At 38.0% G+C, this 16,935-nt stretch carries 17 protein-coding genes; 5 read left to right on the forward strand and 12 right to left on the reverse strand.

Annotated elements, in window-relative coordinates; translation table 11 throughout:
• Positions 1-70: 70 nt before the first annotated feature.
• From DRF67_RS17000 to DRF67_RS17015, 4 genes are all read right to left on the reverse strand, one after another.
• Positions 71-1,105, reverse strand: coding sequence for a glycine zipper family protein (locus tag DRF67_RS17000; RefSeq protein ID WP_115929496.1), 1,035 nt, complete (start codon positions 1,103-1,105; stop codon positions 71-73).
• A gap of 97 nt (positions 1,106-1,202) precedes the next feature.
• A complete protein-coding gene (locus DRF67_RS17005; RefSeq protein WP_115929497.1) occupies positions 1,203-1,709 on the reverse strand; it encodes a hypothetical protein in 507 nt (168 codons plus the stop codon).
• A 4-nt stretch (positions 1,710-1,713) separates the two neighbouring features.
• Positions 1,714-2,256 (reverse strand): hypothetical protein, encoded by a 543-nt coding sequence (locus tag DRF67_RS17010; protein ID WP_115929498.1) that lies wholly within the window; start codon positions 2,254-2,256, stop codon positions 1,714-1,716.
• A gap of 17 nt (positions 2,257-2,273) precedes the next feature.
• Positions 2,274-2,825 carry an RNA polymerase sigma factor gene (locus DRF67_RS17015; protein ID WP_115929499.1) on the reverse strand — a complete coding sequence of 184 codons (552 nt, stop codon included), beginning with the start codon at positions 2,823-2,825 and terminating at the stop codon, positions 2,274-2,276.
• Between the two features lie 178 nt (positions 2,826-3,003).
• On the opposite strand from DRF67_RS17015, the gene DRF67_RS17020 reads away from it, so the two are divergent.
• The 4 genes from DRF67_RS17020 to porW all read left to right on the forward strand — a co-directional run bounded on the left by DRF67_RS17020 (position 3,004) and on the right by porW (position 7,543).
• Positions 3,004-3,753, forward strand: a complete 750-nt coding sequence (locus DRF67_RS17020; protein ID WP_115929500.1) for a Rossmann-like and DUF2520 domain-containing protein — start codon at positions 3,004-3,006, stop codon at positions 3,751-3,753.
• Positions 3,743-4,261 (forward strand): KdsC family phosphatase, encoded by a 519-nt coding sequence (locus DRF67_RS17025; protein WP_115929501.1) that lies wholly within the window; start codon positions 3,743-3,745, stop codon positions 4,259-4,261. The genes DRF67_RS17020 and DRF67_RS17025 overlap by 11 nt, the downstream gene beginning before the upstream one ends.
• Before the next feature lie 2 nt (positions 4,262-4,263).
• Positions 4,264-4,827, forward strand: coding sequence for a Maf family protein (locus DRF67_RS17030; protein ID WP_115929502.1), 564 nt, complete (start codon positions 4,264-4,266; stop codon positions 4,825-4,827).
• A 127-nt stretch (positions 4,828-4,954) separates the two neighbouring features.
• Positions 4,955-7,543 carry a type IX secretion system periplasmic lipoprotein PorW/SprE gene (gene porW, locus DRF67_RS17035; RefSeq protein ID WP_115929503.1) on the forward strand — a complete coding sequence of 863 codons (2,589 nt, stop codon included), beginning with the start codon at positions 4,955-4,957 and terminating at the stop codon, positions 7,541-7,543.
• Positions 7,544-7,615: 72 nt separating this feature from the next.
• Here porW and tsaB read toward each other — a convergent pair whose 3' ends face one another.
• The 8 genes from tsaB to rpiB form a co-directional block, all read right to left on the reverse strand.
• Entirely contained in the window at positions 7,616-8,287 is a 672-nt protein-coding gene (gene tsaB, locus DRF67_RS17040; RefSeq protein WP_115929504.1) for a tRNA (adenosine(37)-N6)-threonylcarbamoyltransferase complex dimerization subunit type 1 TsaB, read from the reverse strand.
• Between the two features lie 81 nt (positions 8,288-8,368).
• Entirely contained in the window at positions 8,369-9,118 is a 750-nt protein-coding gene (locus DRF67_RS17045) for an SDR family NAD(P)-dependent oxidoreductase (protein WP_115929536.1), read from the reverse strand.
• Positions 9,119-9,199: 81 nt separating this feature from the next.
• A complete protein-coding gene (locus DRF67_RS17050) occupies positions 9,200-9,571 on the reverse strand; it encodes a YraN family protein (protein ID WP_115929505.1) in 372 nt (123 codons plus the stop codon).
• Positions 9,572-9,673: 102 nt separating this feature from the next.
• Complete coding sequence (locus DRF67_RS17055) at positions 9,674-10,603, reverse strand: S66 peptidase family protein (RefSeq protein ID WP_115929506.1); 930 nt, start codon at positions 10,601-10,603, stop codon at positions 9,674-9,676.
• Complete coding sequence (locus tag DRF67_RS17060) at positions 10,600-11,286, reverse strand: LysE family translocator (protein WP_115929507.1); 687 nt, start codon at positions 11,284-11,286, stop codon at positions 10,600-10,602. The genes DRF67_RS17055 and DRF67_RS17060 overlap by 4 nt, the downstream gene beginning before the upstream one ends.
• A gap of 287 nt (positions 11,287-11,573) precedes the next feature.
• A complete protein-coding gene (locus DRF67_RS17065; RefSeq protein WP_115929508.1) occupies positions 11,574-12,092 on the reverse strand; it encodes a hypothetical protein in 519 nt (172 codons plus the stop codon).
• Positions 12,076-14,244 (reverse strand): ribonuclease R, encoded by a 2,169-nt coding sequence (gene rnr / locus DRF67_RS17070; protein WP_115929509.1) that lies wholly within the window; start codon positions 14,242-14,244, stop codon positions 12,076-12,078. The genes DRF67_RS17065 and rnr overlap by 17 nt, the downstream gene beginning before the upstream one ends.
• A gap of 328 nt (positions 14,245-14,572) precedes the next feature.
• Positions 14,573-15,007 (reverse strand): ribose 5-phosphate isomerase B, encoded by a 435-nt coding sequence (rpiB, locus tag DRF67_RS17075; protein WP_065399889.1) that lies wholly within the window; start codon positions 15,005-15,007, stop codon positions 14,573-14,575.
• 645 nt (positions 15,008-15,652) lie between these two features.
• On the opposite strand from rpiB, the gene DRF67_RS17080 reads away from it, so the two are divergent.
• A complete protein-coding gene (locus tag DRF67_RS17080) occupies positions 15,653-16,843 on the forward strand; it encodes a phosphoglycerate kinase (protein ID WP_115929510.1) in 1,191 nt (396 codons plus the stop codon).
• Positions 16,844-16,935 lie beyond the last annotated feature (92 nt).

Genomic DNA, 16,935 nt, shown 5'->3' on the forward strand with positions numbered 1-16,935 from the left:
GTAAGAGCCGTCCAACATTAAAAATAAACTATTATAGGTTTTGTTCAGGCACCCATCATTTAGTAAATTTTTATTGTTGGAAATTAAAATCTCCTGTCAAAGAATCAACATAGACCGTAGTCATTGTTGGAGACTTGAAACCAAATCCTTCTGCAGCTCCTTTATTTGATCCCGAATCAATTGCTGCTCCAATCGCTGCACCTACTATTCCTCCAGCAAAAGCTCCGATTAAACCAGCGGGTCCTATGGTTGATTTTGCAAAAAGCTGTGATCTGGATATTATAATATAAAATCCATTTTCATTTTTTTTCATTTCCTGAAAACCATTGGGTGTAAGTCGATATGCTATGCCTGCATCTACATAACCAAATACTTCACCTAAAGAAATTACAAGATCGTCCTGATCTTTAATCCTCACCACTCTGCCTTTTTTATTTTTCTCAACAGAATAGCCCTCTGCCGGTTTCTGATCAGAAAAACTTTTGAAATTTAAGTACACTCCATCTTTCAGCTCCTGGTGTAGGGATTTATTATTTTTGATCAAATAGGAATTATAGCTTGTAATATCATTTTCGGTGATATAATGATTGGACACCCCATTAGAATAAGATACCTTAATAAATCCGGTAATGATATCAGAGACCGTATCAGATAAATATTTTGAAGTACTATTAGCCGTTCTTTCCGGGTTACTGACAATGACATTATCGTATCGGCTAATAAAATAATATTTATCGTTTCTTTTCAGAAAACTTGAGATTTTTATCTTAGCCTTTGAATACATAAATTTGTCATTTCTGGCTTGTTCGTCATAGATTTTTAACTCTTCAAGCATGATAACAATATCATTATTTCCTTTCACTTTGTTATCTTCTGCAAACCGGTTTTCAATAAAGCTTTTCAGGTCTCCATCATGCAGTTTAAATTCTATATCTCCCTTTTTACCGGATATTTTGCCTATTTCTTTATCTGTTCTGTTATCAATCAGCGTAAGAGATTTCGCAAGGCCCCTTCGGTCTTTGATATTTTGTTTGAATTGAATGGTTTCCACTTTCTGCGCTGGCACAATCAATGAAAACAGCAGGAATAAAATAATTTTTTTCATCTGTAAGTTTTCATCAAAAATATGAATTTAGCGATAGCTAAACGGCTCTCACAAAAATAATTTTGTAAGAGCCGTCCAACATTAAAAAAATAAACTATTATGGGTTTTGTTTAGGTCCCTGACCTTTATTCCTGTGAGGTTTTCTTTCCTCCATTTTATCTTTCATCATTTTTTCGGATTGAAACAGTTTCAGAACTTTTTGGCAGGGAATTACCTGCTGCATTTTATCTGCGTATTTTTTTCTGTTATCCAAAAGCTTCTGCCCTACTTCAAAGCTTTGTTGCAGCTTAGCTTTAGCTTCATCGTCCGAAAGGGTTTCAGGATCGAAACCAGGATCAAACTGGCTTTTGATCTGCTTCTGACTGTCGAGGTATTCGTTATAAAGCTGAGTAAATTCGGTTTTAACTCCCGGATCTACATTCAGATTGTCCATAATCATATTATTCCTGAATTTTTTAAGGAGTTCTTTCCTTTCTTCAGGAGAAAGATTATTGATGACCTCTTTTCTCTGCTTAGGATCCATCTTCTTCCAGTCATAATCCGTCCTTTGGGCATTTAAGCCAAAACCATAAATAATAAAAAGCGTCAATATTATTTTTTTCATCTTCTTAATTATATAAATCCAAATAAACGTCTTGCGTCGAGTTGCTTGCTAATTCTGCAATCTCAGAATTAGAAAACGAATCCAGATAATCATTCATCCGGTTTTCTTCTTTCTTTGCCGCCGGTGTTACCGGTTGGGATACTGCTGTTGCCTTTTGCGTTTCATTTTCGTTTTTAAAGGCATAAGTAGTATTATTTTTTTGATTATCAAGTGTTTGATTGTTATTTTCAACAGAAGTTAAATCTTCTTGTAAGGTTTCATAAGCGATCTCACTTTCTTTCTGAGGTTCTCCTTTATGGGAAGCGTACACCTTCTCTGAATCCTGTCCGCTTTCTACAGGGCTGTTATCGGAATTGAAAATATAAGTCGCTCCAAAAATCAAAGCCAGAGATGCCGCGGCGGCATACATCCAGTTCAGCTTAAAGACAGGTGCTTTTTTGCTTGTCTTTATATCATTCAAAACGTTCTCCTGAATGTTTCTAAACAAATCATCAGGCACTGTGTAAATGTTTTTACGCTCTAATTTTTCTATATCGAAGTCTTTCATCTTTGTTGTATCAAAAATTATCTTTCGTAATTTTCTTTAATATAATCTTCTATTTTCTGTTTGGCATAATGATAATTGGTTTTCAAAGTCCCCACAGACATATCTACGATTTTTGAGATTTCCTCATAAGGGAGATCATCATAATACCGCATGGTAAATACCAGTTTCTGCTTCTCTGGCAGGCTTTGTATGGCATTCTGCAGCAGAGTCTGTATTTCTTCAGCATCACCTTCCGTATTATCGGCAACGAGGTTCTGCATATGATACTCCGGATCTTCATCCGTTTTCTGCATTTTCTTCAGCTTGTTCACCTGCTGCAATGCTTCATTGGTAGCAATTCTGTACAGCCAGGTATACAGCTGGCTATCATTTTTGAACTGGTGAAAATTCTGATAAGCTTTAATAAAAGTTTCCTGCAAAGTATCCTGCGCAAGATCTCCGTCCACAATAATTCTTCTTATGTGCCAGTACAATCTGCTTTGATAAGCATCCATCAAGGCACGAACCCCCTTTTCCTGGGTCCGTGGATTCTGCATCAACGAAATAATTTCCGCGTCCTTAATCTTCATAAGATGCTTTCATTGTTTTGGATTACAAAAATAGCTTAAAGTTAAATTAAATATCAACTTTCAGTTAAAATATTAAAAATAATATGAGACAGTTACGCAATAAACGTGCCTGGACAGATGGATTGTTTTGTACAGCGGTCTTCTTTCCGGAATCGGCTTAAAATCCTATATTTGTTATATGCAAATTGTAATCATCGGTTCCGGAAATGTTGCTTATCATATGGCCAAAGCCTTTAGTCTGAAGGATATTCCTTTAGCTCAGATCTTTGGCAGGAACCAAAAAGAACTGAATAAGATTTCTGAAGAACTGAATATTCCCAATTCTACGGAGGATTTAAAAGATGCGGATCTGTATATCATCTGTGTCAGTGATAATTCTGTAGAGCAAGTCTCCGGAATCATTTCCAAAAAAGACTGTCTGGTTGCCCATACTTCAGGATCTTTGCCTAAAGAGGTCCTAAACGGTAATTACAGAAAAGCAAGTTTTTATCCTCTACAGACGTTTTCAAAATCAAAGGAACTGAAGTATGAGAAAATTCCATTTTTTATTGAAGCGGAGAACGAAGAGGATCAAAGAATTCTGTTTGAACTGGCCTCAGAGGTTTCGAAAAAGGTGATGAAAAGCAGCTACGAAAAAAGAAAATATATTCACCTGACAGCTGTCTTTGCCTGTAATTTTGTAAATCATCTTTTTGCAAGGGCCAAAGAAATCTCAGATTCGCAGGAAATTCCGTTTGATTATTTCTTACCGCTCATTGATGAAACGGTTCAGAAAATATATGAAATCGAACCCAAAAAGGCGCAAACAGGCCCTGCAGTACGAAATGATGTGCGGGTGTTACAGCTGCATGAACAGTTATTAAAAGATGAAAGTCTGGAAATTTATAAAACAATGAATCATTCTATTCAAAAAATGTATGAGCTATAAAGAGAAATTAAAAGATATCAAGGCATTTGTATTTGATGTAGACGGAGTTTTCACCGATGGAAGCGTATATCTTCTGCCTGGTGGAAATATGTGCAGGGTGATGAATGTCCTGGATGGATATGCCGTCGTAAAAGCTTTGAAGAACAATTACCTTATCGGGGTAATTACCGGAGGGAATGATGAAATGGTAAAACACAGGATCAATTATCTGGGAATTCAGGATTATTATCCGAAATCTCATGATAAGATGGTTGATTTTGAAGATTTTAAGAAAAAATACAATCTGAAAAATGAAGAAATCCTGACCATGGGTGACGACCTTCCGGATATTCACATTATGGAAAGTTCAGCCATTGCAGCGTGTCCCGAAAATGCTGTTCCTGAAGTGAAAGGCATCTCCACTTACATTTCTCCGAAAAAAGGAGGAACAGGAGCGGTACGTGATGTCATCGAACAGGTGATGAAAGTACAGGGAAACTGGCATGATGATAATACCCAATCTGTATAATAATGAAATTACTTTTAGCCTCCCAGTCGCCACGAAGAAAAGAACTGCTTACCAGTCTTGGTTTTGAGTTTGAAGTAGTGAAAATAGATTGTGAAGAAATTCTTCCCCAACATATTAAAGTAGAAGAAGCTGCTGCCTACCTTTCTGATTTAAAGGCAGATGCTTTCAGAAGCCTGCAGGCAGATGAAGTTTTACTGACTGCCGATACGATAGTAGCCATCGACAATCAGGTCCTGGGGAAACCTAAAGATGAGCAAGATGCATTCAGGATGCTTCAGAGCCTTTCGGGCAGGACCCATCAGGTATATACCGGCATTACCATTAAAACGGCAGATCAAACCTTTACAGAAACAGATGTAGCTGATGTCACTCTGAATGAACTGACAGATGATGAAATACACTATTACATTCAAAATTATAAACCTTTCGATAAGGCGGGAAGCTATGGGATCCAGGAATGGCTGGGTATGGCAAAGATCAGCAGGCTTACGGGAAGCTTTTATACCATTATGGGACTTCCCACCCATCTCGTTTACAAAATTTTAAAAGAAACCTCATTGATTTAAACGTCTATAAAGAAGAAATAAATATTTCCGTAAGAAATATAAATATTATTCATTATAAAATTTTATTATTTTTACAAAATCATCAAACAGTCATAATAAAAAGCAGATTAGCGAGTTATATTGAATAATGAAAAAAAATATTTTATTCCTTTTAGTTATATGCCTTGTTGCTTCATGTGCTACCAAAACAAAAAAGCCGGAGCAGCGATCAAAACTATTGAAAGGATTTTCCACATATTACAACACTCTTTTTAATGCTAAGGATGCGTTAAACAGTGAGTTTACAAGCAGGGATAAGGGGCATAAGGATAATTTTTATGCACCCTATATTCCCATTCTTACCTACGAAGAACAACCTTTAGGAAGCGATCTTGGCCAAACGGCTGCTTTTGCAGAGAATTCTATGAAAATGGCTGAAGTCGCCAACAAACCTCCGGTAAGGGGCTCTGGAATCCCTGGGATTCCTGGTATTCCGGGAATGTCCGGAAATGATTCTGGAAATCAGAATCCTGAAGGGGGAGAGGCCAAAGGTGCCACCACACTGGAAATTGCAGAAGCAAAGGCACTGAAGGCTATCAACAAATATTCTGTTACCAGAAACGGGGAAGAGAAAAACAAGCAGATTTTTGATGCCTATATGATTCTTGCCCAGGCCAGGATTTACCGTAACAAATCGCTGGAAGCACTGGATGCCCTGAATTATGTTTTTACCCGTATGAAGGATGACAAGAGAATACCTTTGGCGAGAATCTATCAGGGGTTGGCGTACGATAAGCTGAAGGACTACCATAAAGCTCATGAAACCTTTGCGAAACTGAAAGGAGAGAAGATCGATAAAAGCTATGCCAAGCTGCTGAGCATTTATTACTCTGAATCTCTTCTCGATGCGGGAAAAAAGGAAGAGGCCGCAAGGGAGCTCGACCAGGCATTTGAACTGAATACAGACAGAAAACTGAAAAGCAGAATCGCCTACCTGAGAGGACAGGTCCTGGAAAATCTTGGCCAGAATGACAAGGCCAGGGAAAGCTTCACTGCCGCCTACAAATATGCCAATGATTTTGAATTTGAAGTAAAATCCCAGATTGCTATTGCCAAAACTTTTAACGGAAAAGGAGATTATAACGGAGCTAAGAATTATCTGGAAGGCATCAGTAAGAAAGGAACTTACGGTTCCCGAAAGAATGAATTCTATTATGCCTTGGGCCTGATGGCTAATAAGGCTGGAAAAAAGGAAGAAGCACAGGATTTTTTCAGAAAATCCCTTTTCGAAAAGGTTTCAGATCCACAGATCCGTGGACTGGCCTATTATGAGATCGGAAAGAGCTACCTTGAAAAAAATGATTATATCGGCGCAGGCACATATTATGATTCCGCTTTAGCCGTGATGACGTATGAGCCTTCAAAAATTCTTTTGAAAGATCAATCAGGATACATTAAAAAGATCTCTAAAAACTATTATCTGATCAAAAAGAATGACAGTATTCTTTCTCTGGCTAAGATGGATGATGCCCAGAGAACAGATTTCTTCACAAAATACATTGCCAAATTAAAAGCTAAGGAGGAAAAGGAGGAACTGGAAAGAAAGCGCGCAGAGAGAAATAAGGGTTTTGATACGGGTGATTATAATGCCAATTCAATTTTCGCCAATAAGTCCAATGCTTTTGAAGATTTTGGGGTTACTACAAAAGGGTTTTATTTCAACAATTCCGGAACGGTAAGCAAAGGAACTTCTACATTTAAGCAGGTCTGGGGAGAAAGAGCACTTTCTGATAACTGGCGTTTTTCTAAAAAAATGGCGACCATTGAGGATATGAAAAGCGAGGCGTTGGGCGTTACTACAGCTCCCAACCCAAGGCGTTTTGAACCCGCTTATTACATTGAGCAGATTCCTGCAGATCAGGGAAAGCTGACACAGCTGAAAAAAGACAGGGACACCGCTTCTTTAGGGCTTGGTATTATGTATCAGAACTACTTTACCAATACTCCTCTTGCTACCAAGACCCTGTATGATCTTGTCGATGTAAATCCGGAAGAAAAAGTAATGCTTCAGGCCCTGTATGAGATTTTCGCCATGAACTATGAGAAGACCCCGAACGCTTCTGAGCGGGCAAAACAGATTCTTCTGAAAGATTACCCTTATACTTCTTATGCTGAATTTGCCAGAAATCCAAAAAACAAGTCTTTTGTAAAATCTACGGAAGATGTTGAAAATGAATATAAAAGAGCTTACGCCTTATTTGAATCCGAAAAATTTGCTGAAAGCAGGGATATTATAGATCAGACCATTCAGAAGTATCCGAAGGATGCACTGGTACCGAAATTATATCTGCTGAATGCCTTCAATGCCGGTAAATCCAGCGGTAAGGAAGTTATGATACTTCAGCTTGAGCAGGTAGCACTCAACTATTCTAAAACACCTGAAGGACTGCATGCTAAGGAAATGCTGAACTATCTGAAAAGTGAACTGAGCTTCCAGGCTACGGACAATAAAGGAAATGCCGTTATGCAGCAGCCTGCATCGCCTGTTCAGCCCAACAATCAGAAAAACAATTCCACGCAAATGATGAATAACGTTCCACAGAATTCCGGAAATGTTCTGAATGAAGTAAATCTGAATCAGCAGAAAAAACCCGCTAAAAATCAGCAGCAGCAGAAAAGCGATAAAGCCAAGGAAAATCCAGTGAGGTCTCATGTTCCTGAGGGAGGTCCACAATAAAATAAAAAAGCGAAGATCTGATCTTCGCTTTTTTTATGTGTTCGTAGCAAATATGTGTTCGATACATAGAGCTTACGGTTTCTTTTTTACGCCGTGGAAATCCTTTAAATAGAAAGGCTCAAAATAGGCAATATCTTCCAATTCCTTATTTTGTATTTTTTCCAGTGTTTTTCTTATAAGGTATTGGGCAGAAGGGTACACATCTTCCTTAAAGTCGGCATCAGGGAGTTGTAAGATCTCTTTTGCTTTTTTAGCACCGTCTCCGGCAAACAATACTTTTTTGCCAAGGAATTCGCTAAAAGAAGTTTCGTCCAGAATTTTAGCTTCAGTCTGAACGATCTCTTTCCCTGTATGACCGTCATAAACGGCCGTATACACCTCCATTCTTCTTGCATCGACTAACGGCACTATTAAATCATAATTGAGGCCTAAAAAAGGCTCTACGATGCTCTCAAGAGAGTTTACTGCTACCAATGGAATCTTCAGCCCGTAACAGAAGCCTTTTGCAGAAGCAGCACCGATCCTCAGACCGGTATATGAGCCCGGTCCTTTACCTAAAGAAACAGCTTCAATCTCACTAAGAGAAATTCCGGCACCTTCCAGCGCCCATTCCACGTAGGTATGAAGACTTTCTGATTGCTTATAGTTTTCGGAAACTTCCTCACATAGGCACAATAGCGTTTCATCATCTGAGACTGCCACGGAACAGTTTTTAGAGGAGGTTTCTAGATATAGAATTTTCATTTTCTTGTTTTAAGCGAAAAAGCAGACTTCAAAAAGCAATCCGCTTTATATTTTCTGCAAATTTACTTCTTTCTTTTGACACTATTTTCTGTAAATCGTTCTTGGTTCCGACTGGGCACTGGGGTAAATGGTCATATCCGAAATGGTAACATGCTTCGGAGCATTGATACAATAAGCAATGGCATCTGCAATATCTTCAGCTTTTAAAGCTTCATACCCCGCATACACCGTTGCAGCTTTTTCACCATCACCTTTAAACCGTACCATTGAGAAATCTGTTTCTACAGCTCCGGGTTGAATGTTGGTCACTTTAATTCCAAATTCTGTAAGTTCCAGCCTCATTCCTTCAGAGATAACATCGACCGCTTTTTTGGTAGCACAATACACTACGCCATTAGAATACGTTTGTCTTGCTGCCACAGAACTGATGTTAATCACATGACCTAAATTTTTAGTTTTCATGGCAGGGATAATCATTTTAGAAACATATAACAGACCTTTAACATTGCCATCGATCATAGAATCCCAGTCATCAGTTTTTCCCGCAGACAAAGGATCCAGGCCATGGGCATTTCCAGCATTATTAATCAGGACATCAATCTCTTTCCAGTTTTCAGGAAGGGAAGTAATGGCAGACTCCACTTCATCAAGGTTTCTTACATCAAACGACAAACTAAATATTTCGGTATACTTTGAAAGTTCTGTTTTTACTGCTTCAAGGACTTCTTTTCGCCTGCCACAAATAATAATTCTGTTTCCTTGTCTGGCAAGAAGCTCCGCGGTGGCTTTGCCTATACCGGAAGTAGCACCGGTGATTAATATGGTCTTCATAAAATTACTTTTTAATGCAGCAATGGTACATTCCTGATCAGGGTAGAGCATTGCCCGTTATTATACTGTTGAATGGATTTATCAATTGGCATCCAATGCCTGAAAAGCATCGGTTATATGGTCTATGATTAAATTTCTTTTTGCATCCGGAAGAACAGCAATAATGTCAAACCGGACTTCTTTATCGGCATTATATTCCTCAAGATAGTGATTGGCGGCAGAAACAATGGATCTTATTTTTGTTTTGGTTACAGCTTCCTGAGGAAGTATAAAGGCACCGGTAGATCTTGCTTTCACTTCGACAACAATAATCTGATGATCTTTTTCAGCAATAATATCGATTTCATTCTTCTGAAAACGAAAGTTCCGGATAAGGATTTTATAGCCGTTTTTCTTAAGATAATCAGCCGCCCTGTCTTCAGCTATTTTTCCAAAATCATTATGATCTGCCATTTTTATGATCTGTTGAGTTTAACAGATTTCCCGTCTGAAATGATATCAAATTCACCGGTAAAACCTGGAGAATAAGAATATGTAAGAATGACATCATCCATTTTAAAATTCAATTTTTACTTTCGCCTCCACCTTTATCTTAGCTTTGCCTCCAATGATAAGAGGCCTGTTATCTTTAATATGTCCGTTCGGGAAACCAAATACCAATGGAAATTTATATTTTGAAATCCTCTCTGAGATTAATTGGTAAGCAAATTCATCAAAACTATCTTCATAGCTTTTATTTTCTTTTTCGTCGCCCATATTCGTCATTCCTCCCACAATAAGACCTTTGATTTTTGAGAAAACTCCTGCGAGCTCAAGACTCATGATCATGCGGTCCAGCGCGTAGAAATTTTCACCAATATCTTCGATAAAAAGAATTTTATCTCTGAAGTCAAATGTATATCTGGTACCGAGAAGAGCATAGATCAATGCTAAATTGCCCCCAACAACTTCTCCGGTAACATTACCTTTTCTATTCAGCTGGTGGGATTTTAAAGAGTACAGAGGTGCTTTTCCTTTTAAGATATCAAAGATCAGCTCATAGCTTTCCTTTGTCACTCCAAAGCTTGACGTTTTGATGGTCTGCCCGTGAATGGAAACAAAACCTTTTTTCAATAGATAGCTCTGGATAACGGTATTGTCGGAATAGCCGATGTACCATTTCGGGTTATGTATGAAATTTTTCAGTTTCAGGTGCTGCACCAGATGCTGGCATCCATAGCCTCCCCGTGAGGCCCAAATTGCTCCGATTTCATTGTCATTCAGCGCCCAGTTGATATCTTTTAATCTTTCTTTTTCTGTTCCGGCATAGGTATATCCGTTTGAGAATTTTGTATACAGGTGCTGACCGAGAACAGGTTCAAAACCTTTGCTTTTAATCATTTCTATTCCTTTTTCGAGCTGGGAAGGCTCCACAGCTCCTGCGGGAGAAATTATCGCAATTTTTGCCCCTTTTTTCAAAGGCTTTGGAAAGATCATTTTTTTCATTTTGTTTTTTGATATTTTACTTCTTTCTTTTCCGCTTCTTCCAGTTGTTTTTCAAACTGGTTGAATTTTTTAAAGCTTTGCAGGAATATAAAGAAACTGAACATAATAAGAATAACACCAACTACTCTTCTGATGCGGTTAGCCAACTTCTGGGTTAGCTTGTCGTGAAACTGTTTGGCGAGAAAAATTTTAGCAAGATCAATACATAGGTAAGTGGCGATCACAATGCTGATGTATAAAATAAAATTGCTGGTGTCCGGATATTGATTTCGTACGGAAATTACCGTTACCAGCCAGAAAAGAATCACTCCCACATTCAAAAGATTAAAGAAAAACCCGTTAAAAAAGGTTTTAATATAATTCTGACTGATGATCTTTTCTTCGCCGGGCAAATGCATTTTGGTTTTCGTGACCAGCATCACAATTCCGTAAATAAAAATCAGAATGGAGGTGATCCTGTAAAAACCAGGATGCTTATCTATAAGGGTGACAATGTCTGCACTGGCATAATAAGCTGCTACAATACATAACAAATCTGCAGTAATGACTCCAAGATCCAGGGACAAGGCATGTCGAGGGCCTCTGGAAAAGCTGGTTTCAATGAGCAGGAAAAATATAGGCCCTATGAAAACCAGACTCAGCATGAATCCTAATATGATGGCAGATAGTACAAGTTCTAGCATTAAATGGTGTTTTAAAATGAAAAAAATTCATTTCGTTTCATACAAAGTTAGACTTTATGATTTAATTATTCAATAAAGTTGTCATATGTCAAGTTTATTTTAAGCAGCGTTTAAGTTAAAAAATTTTGAACCAACGGACGAAGAGTAGGATGGGGAAGTCTCTGAAGCATGAGCAGATCATGCACCCGGTTTTTGAATCATTTTAGAGTTTCTACAAAAAAAGAAAGAGGAAGCTCCTTGTTAAGAACAACCTCTTTAGATAGTATCCCGCTGACTAAATCTGCGGTTTATTTTATATTTTCCAGACAGTTTTCGGTGAAAACAAAGTCAAAGTCTTTTCTAACTTTTAGACCGAAAATCCCTCTTTCAAATGTATAAATCACCTGATTTTTAAACAGCATTCTTTTATAATCAATACAAAAGCTCCTGGTCATATAAGAGTACTCGTATGCATTACCACGGAGATAAATGTAAGTTGTTTTACCTTTCTGGCGGCTATGAGGTCCGCCAGTCCTTGCAAACATACTTCTGAAACAATATCTTTCCTGGGTAGGATTCATCCCTGTGATATAATTTATCAAAAAGAATGCATTAATTAAAAGAGGAAATGTAACTCCGAAAAAATACTTTTTCCCTTGTTTCTTAATCCTGATATAATTTCTTTTGATCCCTATATTACATGCTACAACAAGGATAAATACAGCCAGTACAAACAGATAAAAATTGATAACCGTATTAAAAATCACTGTTACCAATAATATTGCATTCAAAATACTGAATACAATGTACTTATCTATCCTGGTCATTATTCACAATCTTGAAGTCAAGCTGCTTCTGAATCAGATTGGCTTTTACCACTTTGATCTGAACCTGATCTCCAAGCTGATACTTATTTCCGTGTCTTACACCGTATACAGCATGTGTTTTTGCATCATAAGAATAAGAATCATCAACCAGGTCTCTTAGTTTTATTAATCCTTCAGCTCCGTTCTCAGGAATTTCTACCCAGAAACCAAATTCTGCCACGCCCGAAATTACCCCTGTAAAGGTTTCTCCAAGATGTTTCTCCATAAATTTCACCTGCATAAATTTGATGGAATCTCTTTCTGCATCTGCCGCCAGTCTTTCCATGGAACTGCAGTGCTTTGATTTTTCTTCAAGCTCCTGTTTGCTCGGTGACTTTCCACCATCCAGGTAATGCTGCAGAAGACGGTGTGCAATAAGATCCGGGTAACGTCGGATAGGAGAGGTGAAGTGGCTATAGTATTCGAATCCCAGTCCGTAGTGCCCTATAGGCTCTGTAGAATAGACTGCTTTGCTCATACTTCTCATCGCCAAGGTTTCGATCATATTTTCTTCGCCTTTTCCTTTTACATCATGAAGAAGTTTGTTCAGGGATTCAGCGACTTTCTTGGTATTCGCAAGATCCATCTTATATCCGAAGGTGGCAACAAAATCTCTCAGGGATTCAAGCTTTGCCGGATCGGGATCATCATGTACCCTGTAAATGAACGTATTGTTGGTAATCTCACCTTTTCTGGAAAGAGATACGAATTCTGAGACTTTTTTATTGGCTAAAAGCATAAATTCCTCTATCAGGTGATTGGAATCTTTGCTTATTTTAAAGTAAACCCCAACCGGTTCATTATTTTCATCAAGATTAAATCTCACTTCACTTCTGTCGAAGGTGATGGCTCCTTTTCTGATTCGCTCATTACGCATGATCTTCGCCAGCTTGTCCAGGGTATTGATCTCATCAGCTAAATCACCCTGTCCGGTTTCTATACGTTCCTGTGCTTCTTCGTATGTAAATCTTCTGTCTGAATGAATGACTGTTCTTCCAAACCACTGTTTCTGGATTTCGGCCTGATCATTCAGTTCAAAAACGGCTGAAAAGGTATATTTATCTTCATTCGGTCGGAGGGAGCAAACATCATTACTCAGGACTTCCGGAAGCATCGGAACTACTCGGTCTACAAGGTACACCGAAGTCGCTCTCTGGTAAGCTTCATCATCCAGGATTGTTCCCGGAACTACGTAATGGGATACATCGGCAATATGAACCCCGATTTCCCAGTTCCCGTTCTCCAGTTTTCTGATGGATAGAGCATCATCAAAGTCTTTTGCATCTTTAGGGTCTATGGTAAATGTACAGATCCCACGCATATCCCATCGTTTTGCAACTTCATCATCTGTAATCGTGCGGTCTATCTTATCAGCATCCAGTTCTACTTCCTGCGGAAAGTCATAAGGAAGACCATATTCAGCAAGTATGGAGTGGATTTCTGTTTCATGTTCTCCCGGAGCGCCGAGTACCTGTATAATTTCACCTTGCGGATTTTTATCTCCCGGTCTCCACTCGGTCATTTTTACGATCACTTTGTTGCCGTCTTCAGCACTGTTGAATTTATCTTTCGGAATAAAAATATCCGTATTAATGGATTTTTTATCACAAACTACAAACCCAAAATCCTTATGGCCTACCTTCTGAAAAGTACCCACAAATTCCGTTCTGTTTCTTTCCAGCACCTCCAAAACGGAACCTTCAAGCTTCTTTCCTTTATAATGATAGGTTATAATAAGAACCTTATCTCCCTGAAGAGCGTCCTTCACATTTTTGGAGTGAATGAAGATATCGTCATCAACGCCTTCTACGTTAACGTATGCATTTCCGCTCTGGTTAAAATCAATAATTCCCGTTAATGTTCCGGCAATTTTAAGGTTCACAATGTATTTTCCACGTTCTACTTCTTTGATCTTTTCAGATGCCTGAAGCTTATGCAGCGCCTGGATGACCAGCTCCCGCTGTCTTGGATTTTTGTAATCTATCCCTTCGGCAATCTGCTTGTAATTGTAAATTTTGGATGCATTTGCATTCATGAAACGAAGAATCAGTCTCCCGATCTCCATCATTTTTAAATCATTTTTATGACTTATATATTTTCTTTTTTTTGGCATTTTAAAATTCTTTTTAATGGTTGCAGGCTTTACTTTCAGTAAGCCCTTTTTTCTAAATCTCCTTCTATATAATAGATAAGAAAAATCCGTTCCGTTCTTAATTTTAATTCAGCATATGGATACTGTTTAAAAAATCTAACGGGAGCTTTAGTTTTGTATAAATTTAATACAAATATGGAGAAGAAAAGAGAAAAACCTTTTATATTAATACATATTAAATAGTACAAGGTTCCGGAGAAGAATAGAGTTTGACTTCTATTTGAACATTGCAAATGTACGAATAAAAAATAAATAAGGCTTGTAAAGTAATTTACAAGCCCCAGTATAATTAGCAAACCGCAATCTTATCAACCCGATTCTGATGTCTTCCCCCTTCAAATTCTGTAGAGAGAAACCGGTCTACAATTTCAATCGCCAGTTCCTTTGATATAAATCTAGCCGGCATAGAAATCATATTGGCATCATTATGCTGTCTTGCCAGTGTTGCAATCTCCGGCATCCAGCAAAGTGCACATCTTATTTTCTGATGCTTGTTCGCAGTGATCTGAACCCCGTTTCCGCTTCCGCAGATCAGAATACCCAGCTCATTTTCCCCGTTTTCCACAGACGTTGCGGCAGGGTGTACAAAATCCGGATAATCCACACTGTTTGTGGAAAACGTTCCAAAATCCTGAACTTCAAATTGTTCTGAAAGATAGTTCTTAACAATCTCCTTATATTCATAGCCTGCATGGTCCGCTGCAATGGCAATTTTTCTTTTCATAATACCTGTATTAAGCTTTTTTAGATTTTATTTCCTTACAAAGGTAAGAATAATAACAATTCGTGTTAGTAAACCGGGGATTAATTGTGAAAAGGTATGTGAATAAGTGTGGAAAACTTTTATCAACTTTCTGTTTTTAAAGACCAATTTATTTCGTAATAGAAAACCTTTCCGGATTTTTTAGCCACAACTTTCCAGATGTTTTCGTCAGCTATCCCCAGATTTTTCCATAATAAAATAACTAATAACCGGATTTACTCAAAGTTATCAACATTTGTTAATAAGTCCCTGAATATGCAGGTTTACAAGGATTTATAATGTGAGTTAAATATGAATTGACTAGGAGTTGGGTATCAAAAACTTTAAGCCCAAAACTTATCCCCGAAACTAACAACACTCAACAACAACTACATTATTCTTTTTTTTAAGAGAGAAGAAATTGTTGATTAATGGGTGATTGGGTTCGGGGAAAGTTTTTGAAAACTTTTATTTTAATCAATCTGTTGAAAAAGTTTAAAACCTTACATTTGTGAAACAAAAATTTAATGAAATTGATGAAATTGTGCCTGACGAAATGTACTGAAAACCGAACCTGATTGGGTGGCCGATTGCATACAATCTCAAAAAAATAAAATAAATCTACATATGAAAACAATCAATGATTTCAACTTTAGGGACAAAAAAGCTCTGGTAAGAGTGGACTTCAATGTTCCCCAGGATGATCAACTCAAAGTGACTGATAACACAAGAATCGTAGCGGTGAAACCTACGGTTGAAAAAATACTGAAGGATGGAGGCTCTGTCATCTTAATAACTCACCTGGGAAGGCCTAAGGGAGAAGTTAAAGATGAGTTTTCTCTTAAGCATATTGTGGGTGAAGTTTCGGAAGTTCTCGGTCATGAAGTTAAATTTGTTGATGAATGTGTGGGTGAGAAAGCAGAAAAAGCCGCTTCTGAACTAAAACCTGGTGAGATCTTATTATTGGAGAATGTACGCTTCCACAGTGAGGAAGAAAAAGGCGACGAAGGTTTTGCAGAGAAGCTTTCGAAATTAGGAGATGCTTATGTTAATGATGCTTTTGGTACTGCACACCGTGCCCATGCGTCCACAGCTGTTATTGCTCAGTATTTCCCATCAACTAAATATTTCGGTTTACTGATGGCTAATGAGCTTAAAGCTATTGATAAGGTATTAAAAAGTGGTGAAAGACCTGTCACAGCTATTCTGGGAGGTTCGAAAGTTTCAACTAAAATTACCATTATAGAAAATATTCTTCCTGCGATTGATAATTTAATCATCGGTGGTGGTATGGCATTTACATTTATAAAGGCACTTGGCGGAAAAATTGGTAATTCTTTGGTGGAAGAGGATAAGCTTCCATTGGCCCTAGAAATTTTAGGAAAAGCAAAAGAGCATAAAGTAAAGGTATATCTTCCGTCTGATGTGATTATTGCAGAAAGTTTCAGTAATGACACTGACAGAAAAGAATCTGATATATATGCTATTCCTGAAGGATGGATGGGATTGGATGCGGGACACAAATCGAGAGATCAGTTTAATGATGTATTGCTGAATTCTAGAACAATTCTTTGGAATGGGCCGATAGGTGTTTTTGAAATGTCTAACTTTGCCGGAGGTACGGTAGCATTGGGAGACAGTATTGCTGAAGCAACAAAGCTAGGTGCATTTTCTTTAGTAGGTGGTGGAGACAGTGTTGCTTTTGTAAAACAATTCGGTTATGCAGATAAAGTAAGTTATGTATCTACGGGGGGCGGAGCAATGCTTGAAAGCCTGGAAGGACTTGAGCTTCCTGGAGTAGCTGCGATCAATAAGTAATAGGAAAGAAAATCTCAACAAGGATATAGCCTGCTAATTATATTAGCAGGTTTTTTTATGGCTAAGATCTTATTGACAAATCCTGAATTGAT

The sequence above is a fragment of the Chryseobacterium pennipullorum genome (assembly GCF_003384725.1).
Lineage (GTDB): Bacteria > Bacteroidota > Bacteroidia > Flavobacteriales > Weeksellaceae > Chryseobacterium > Chryseobacterium pennipullorum.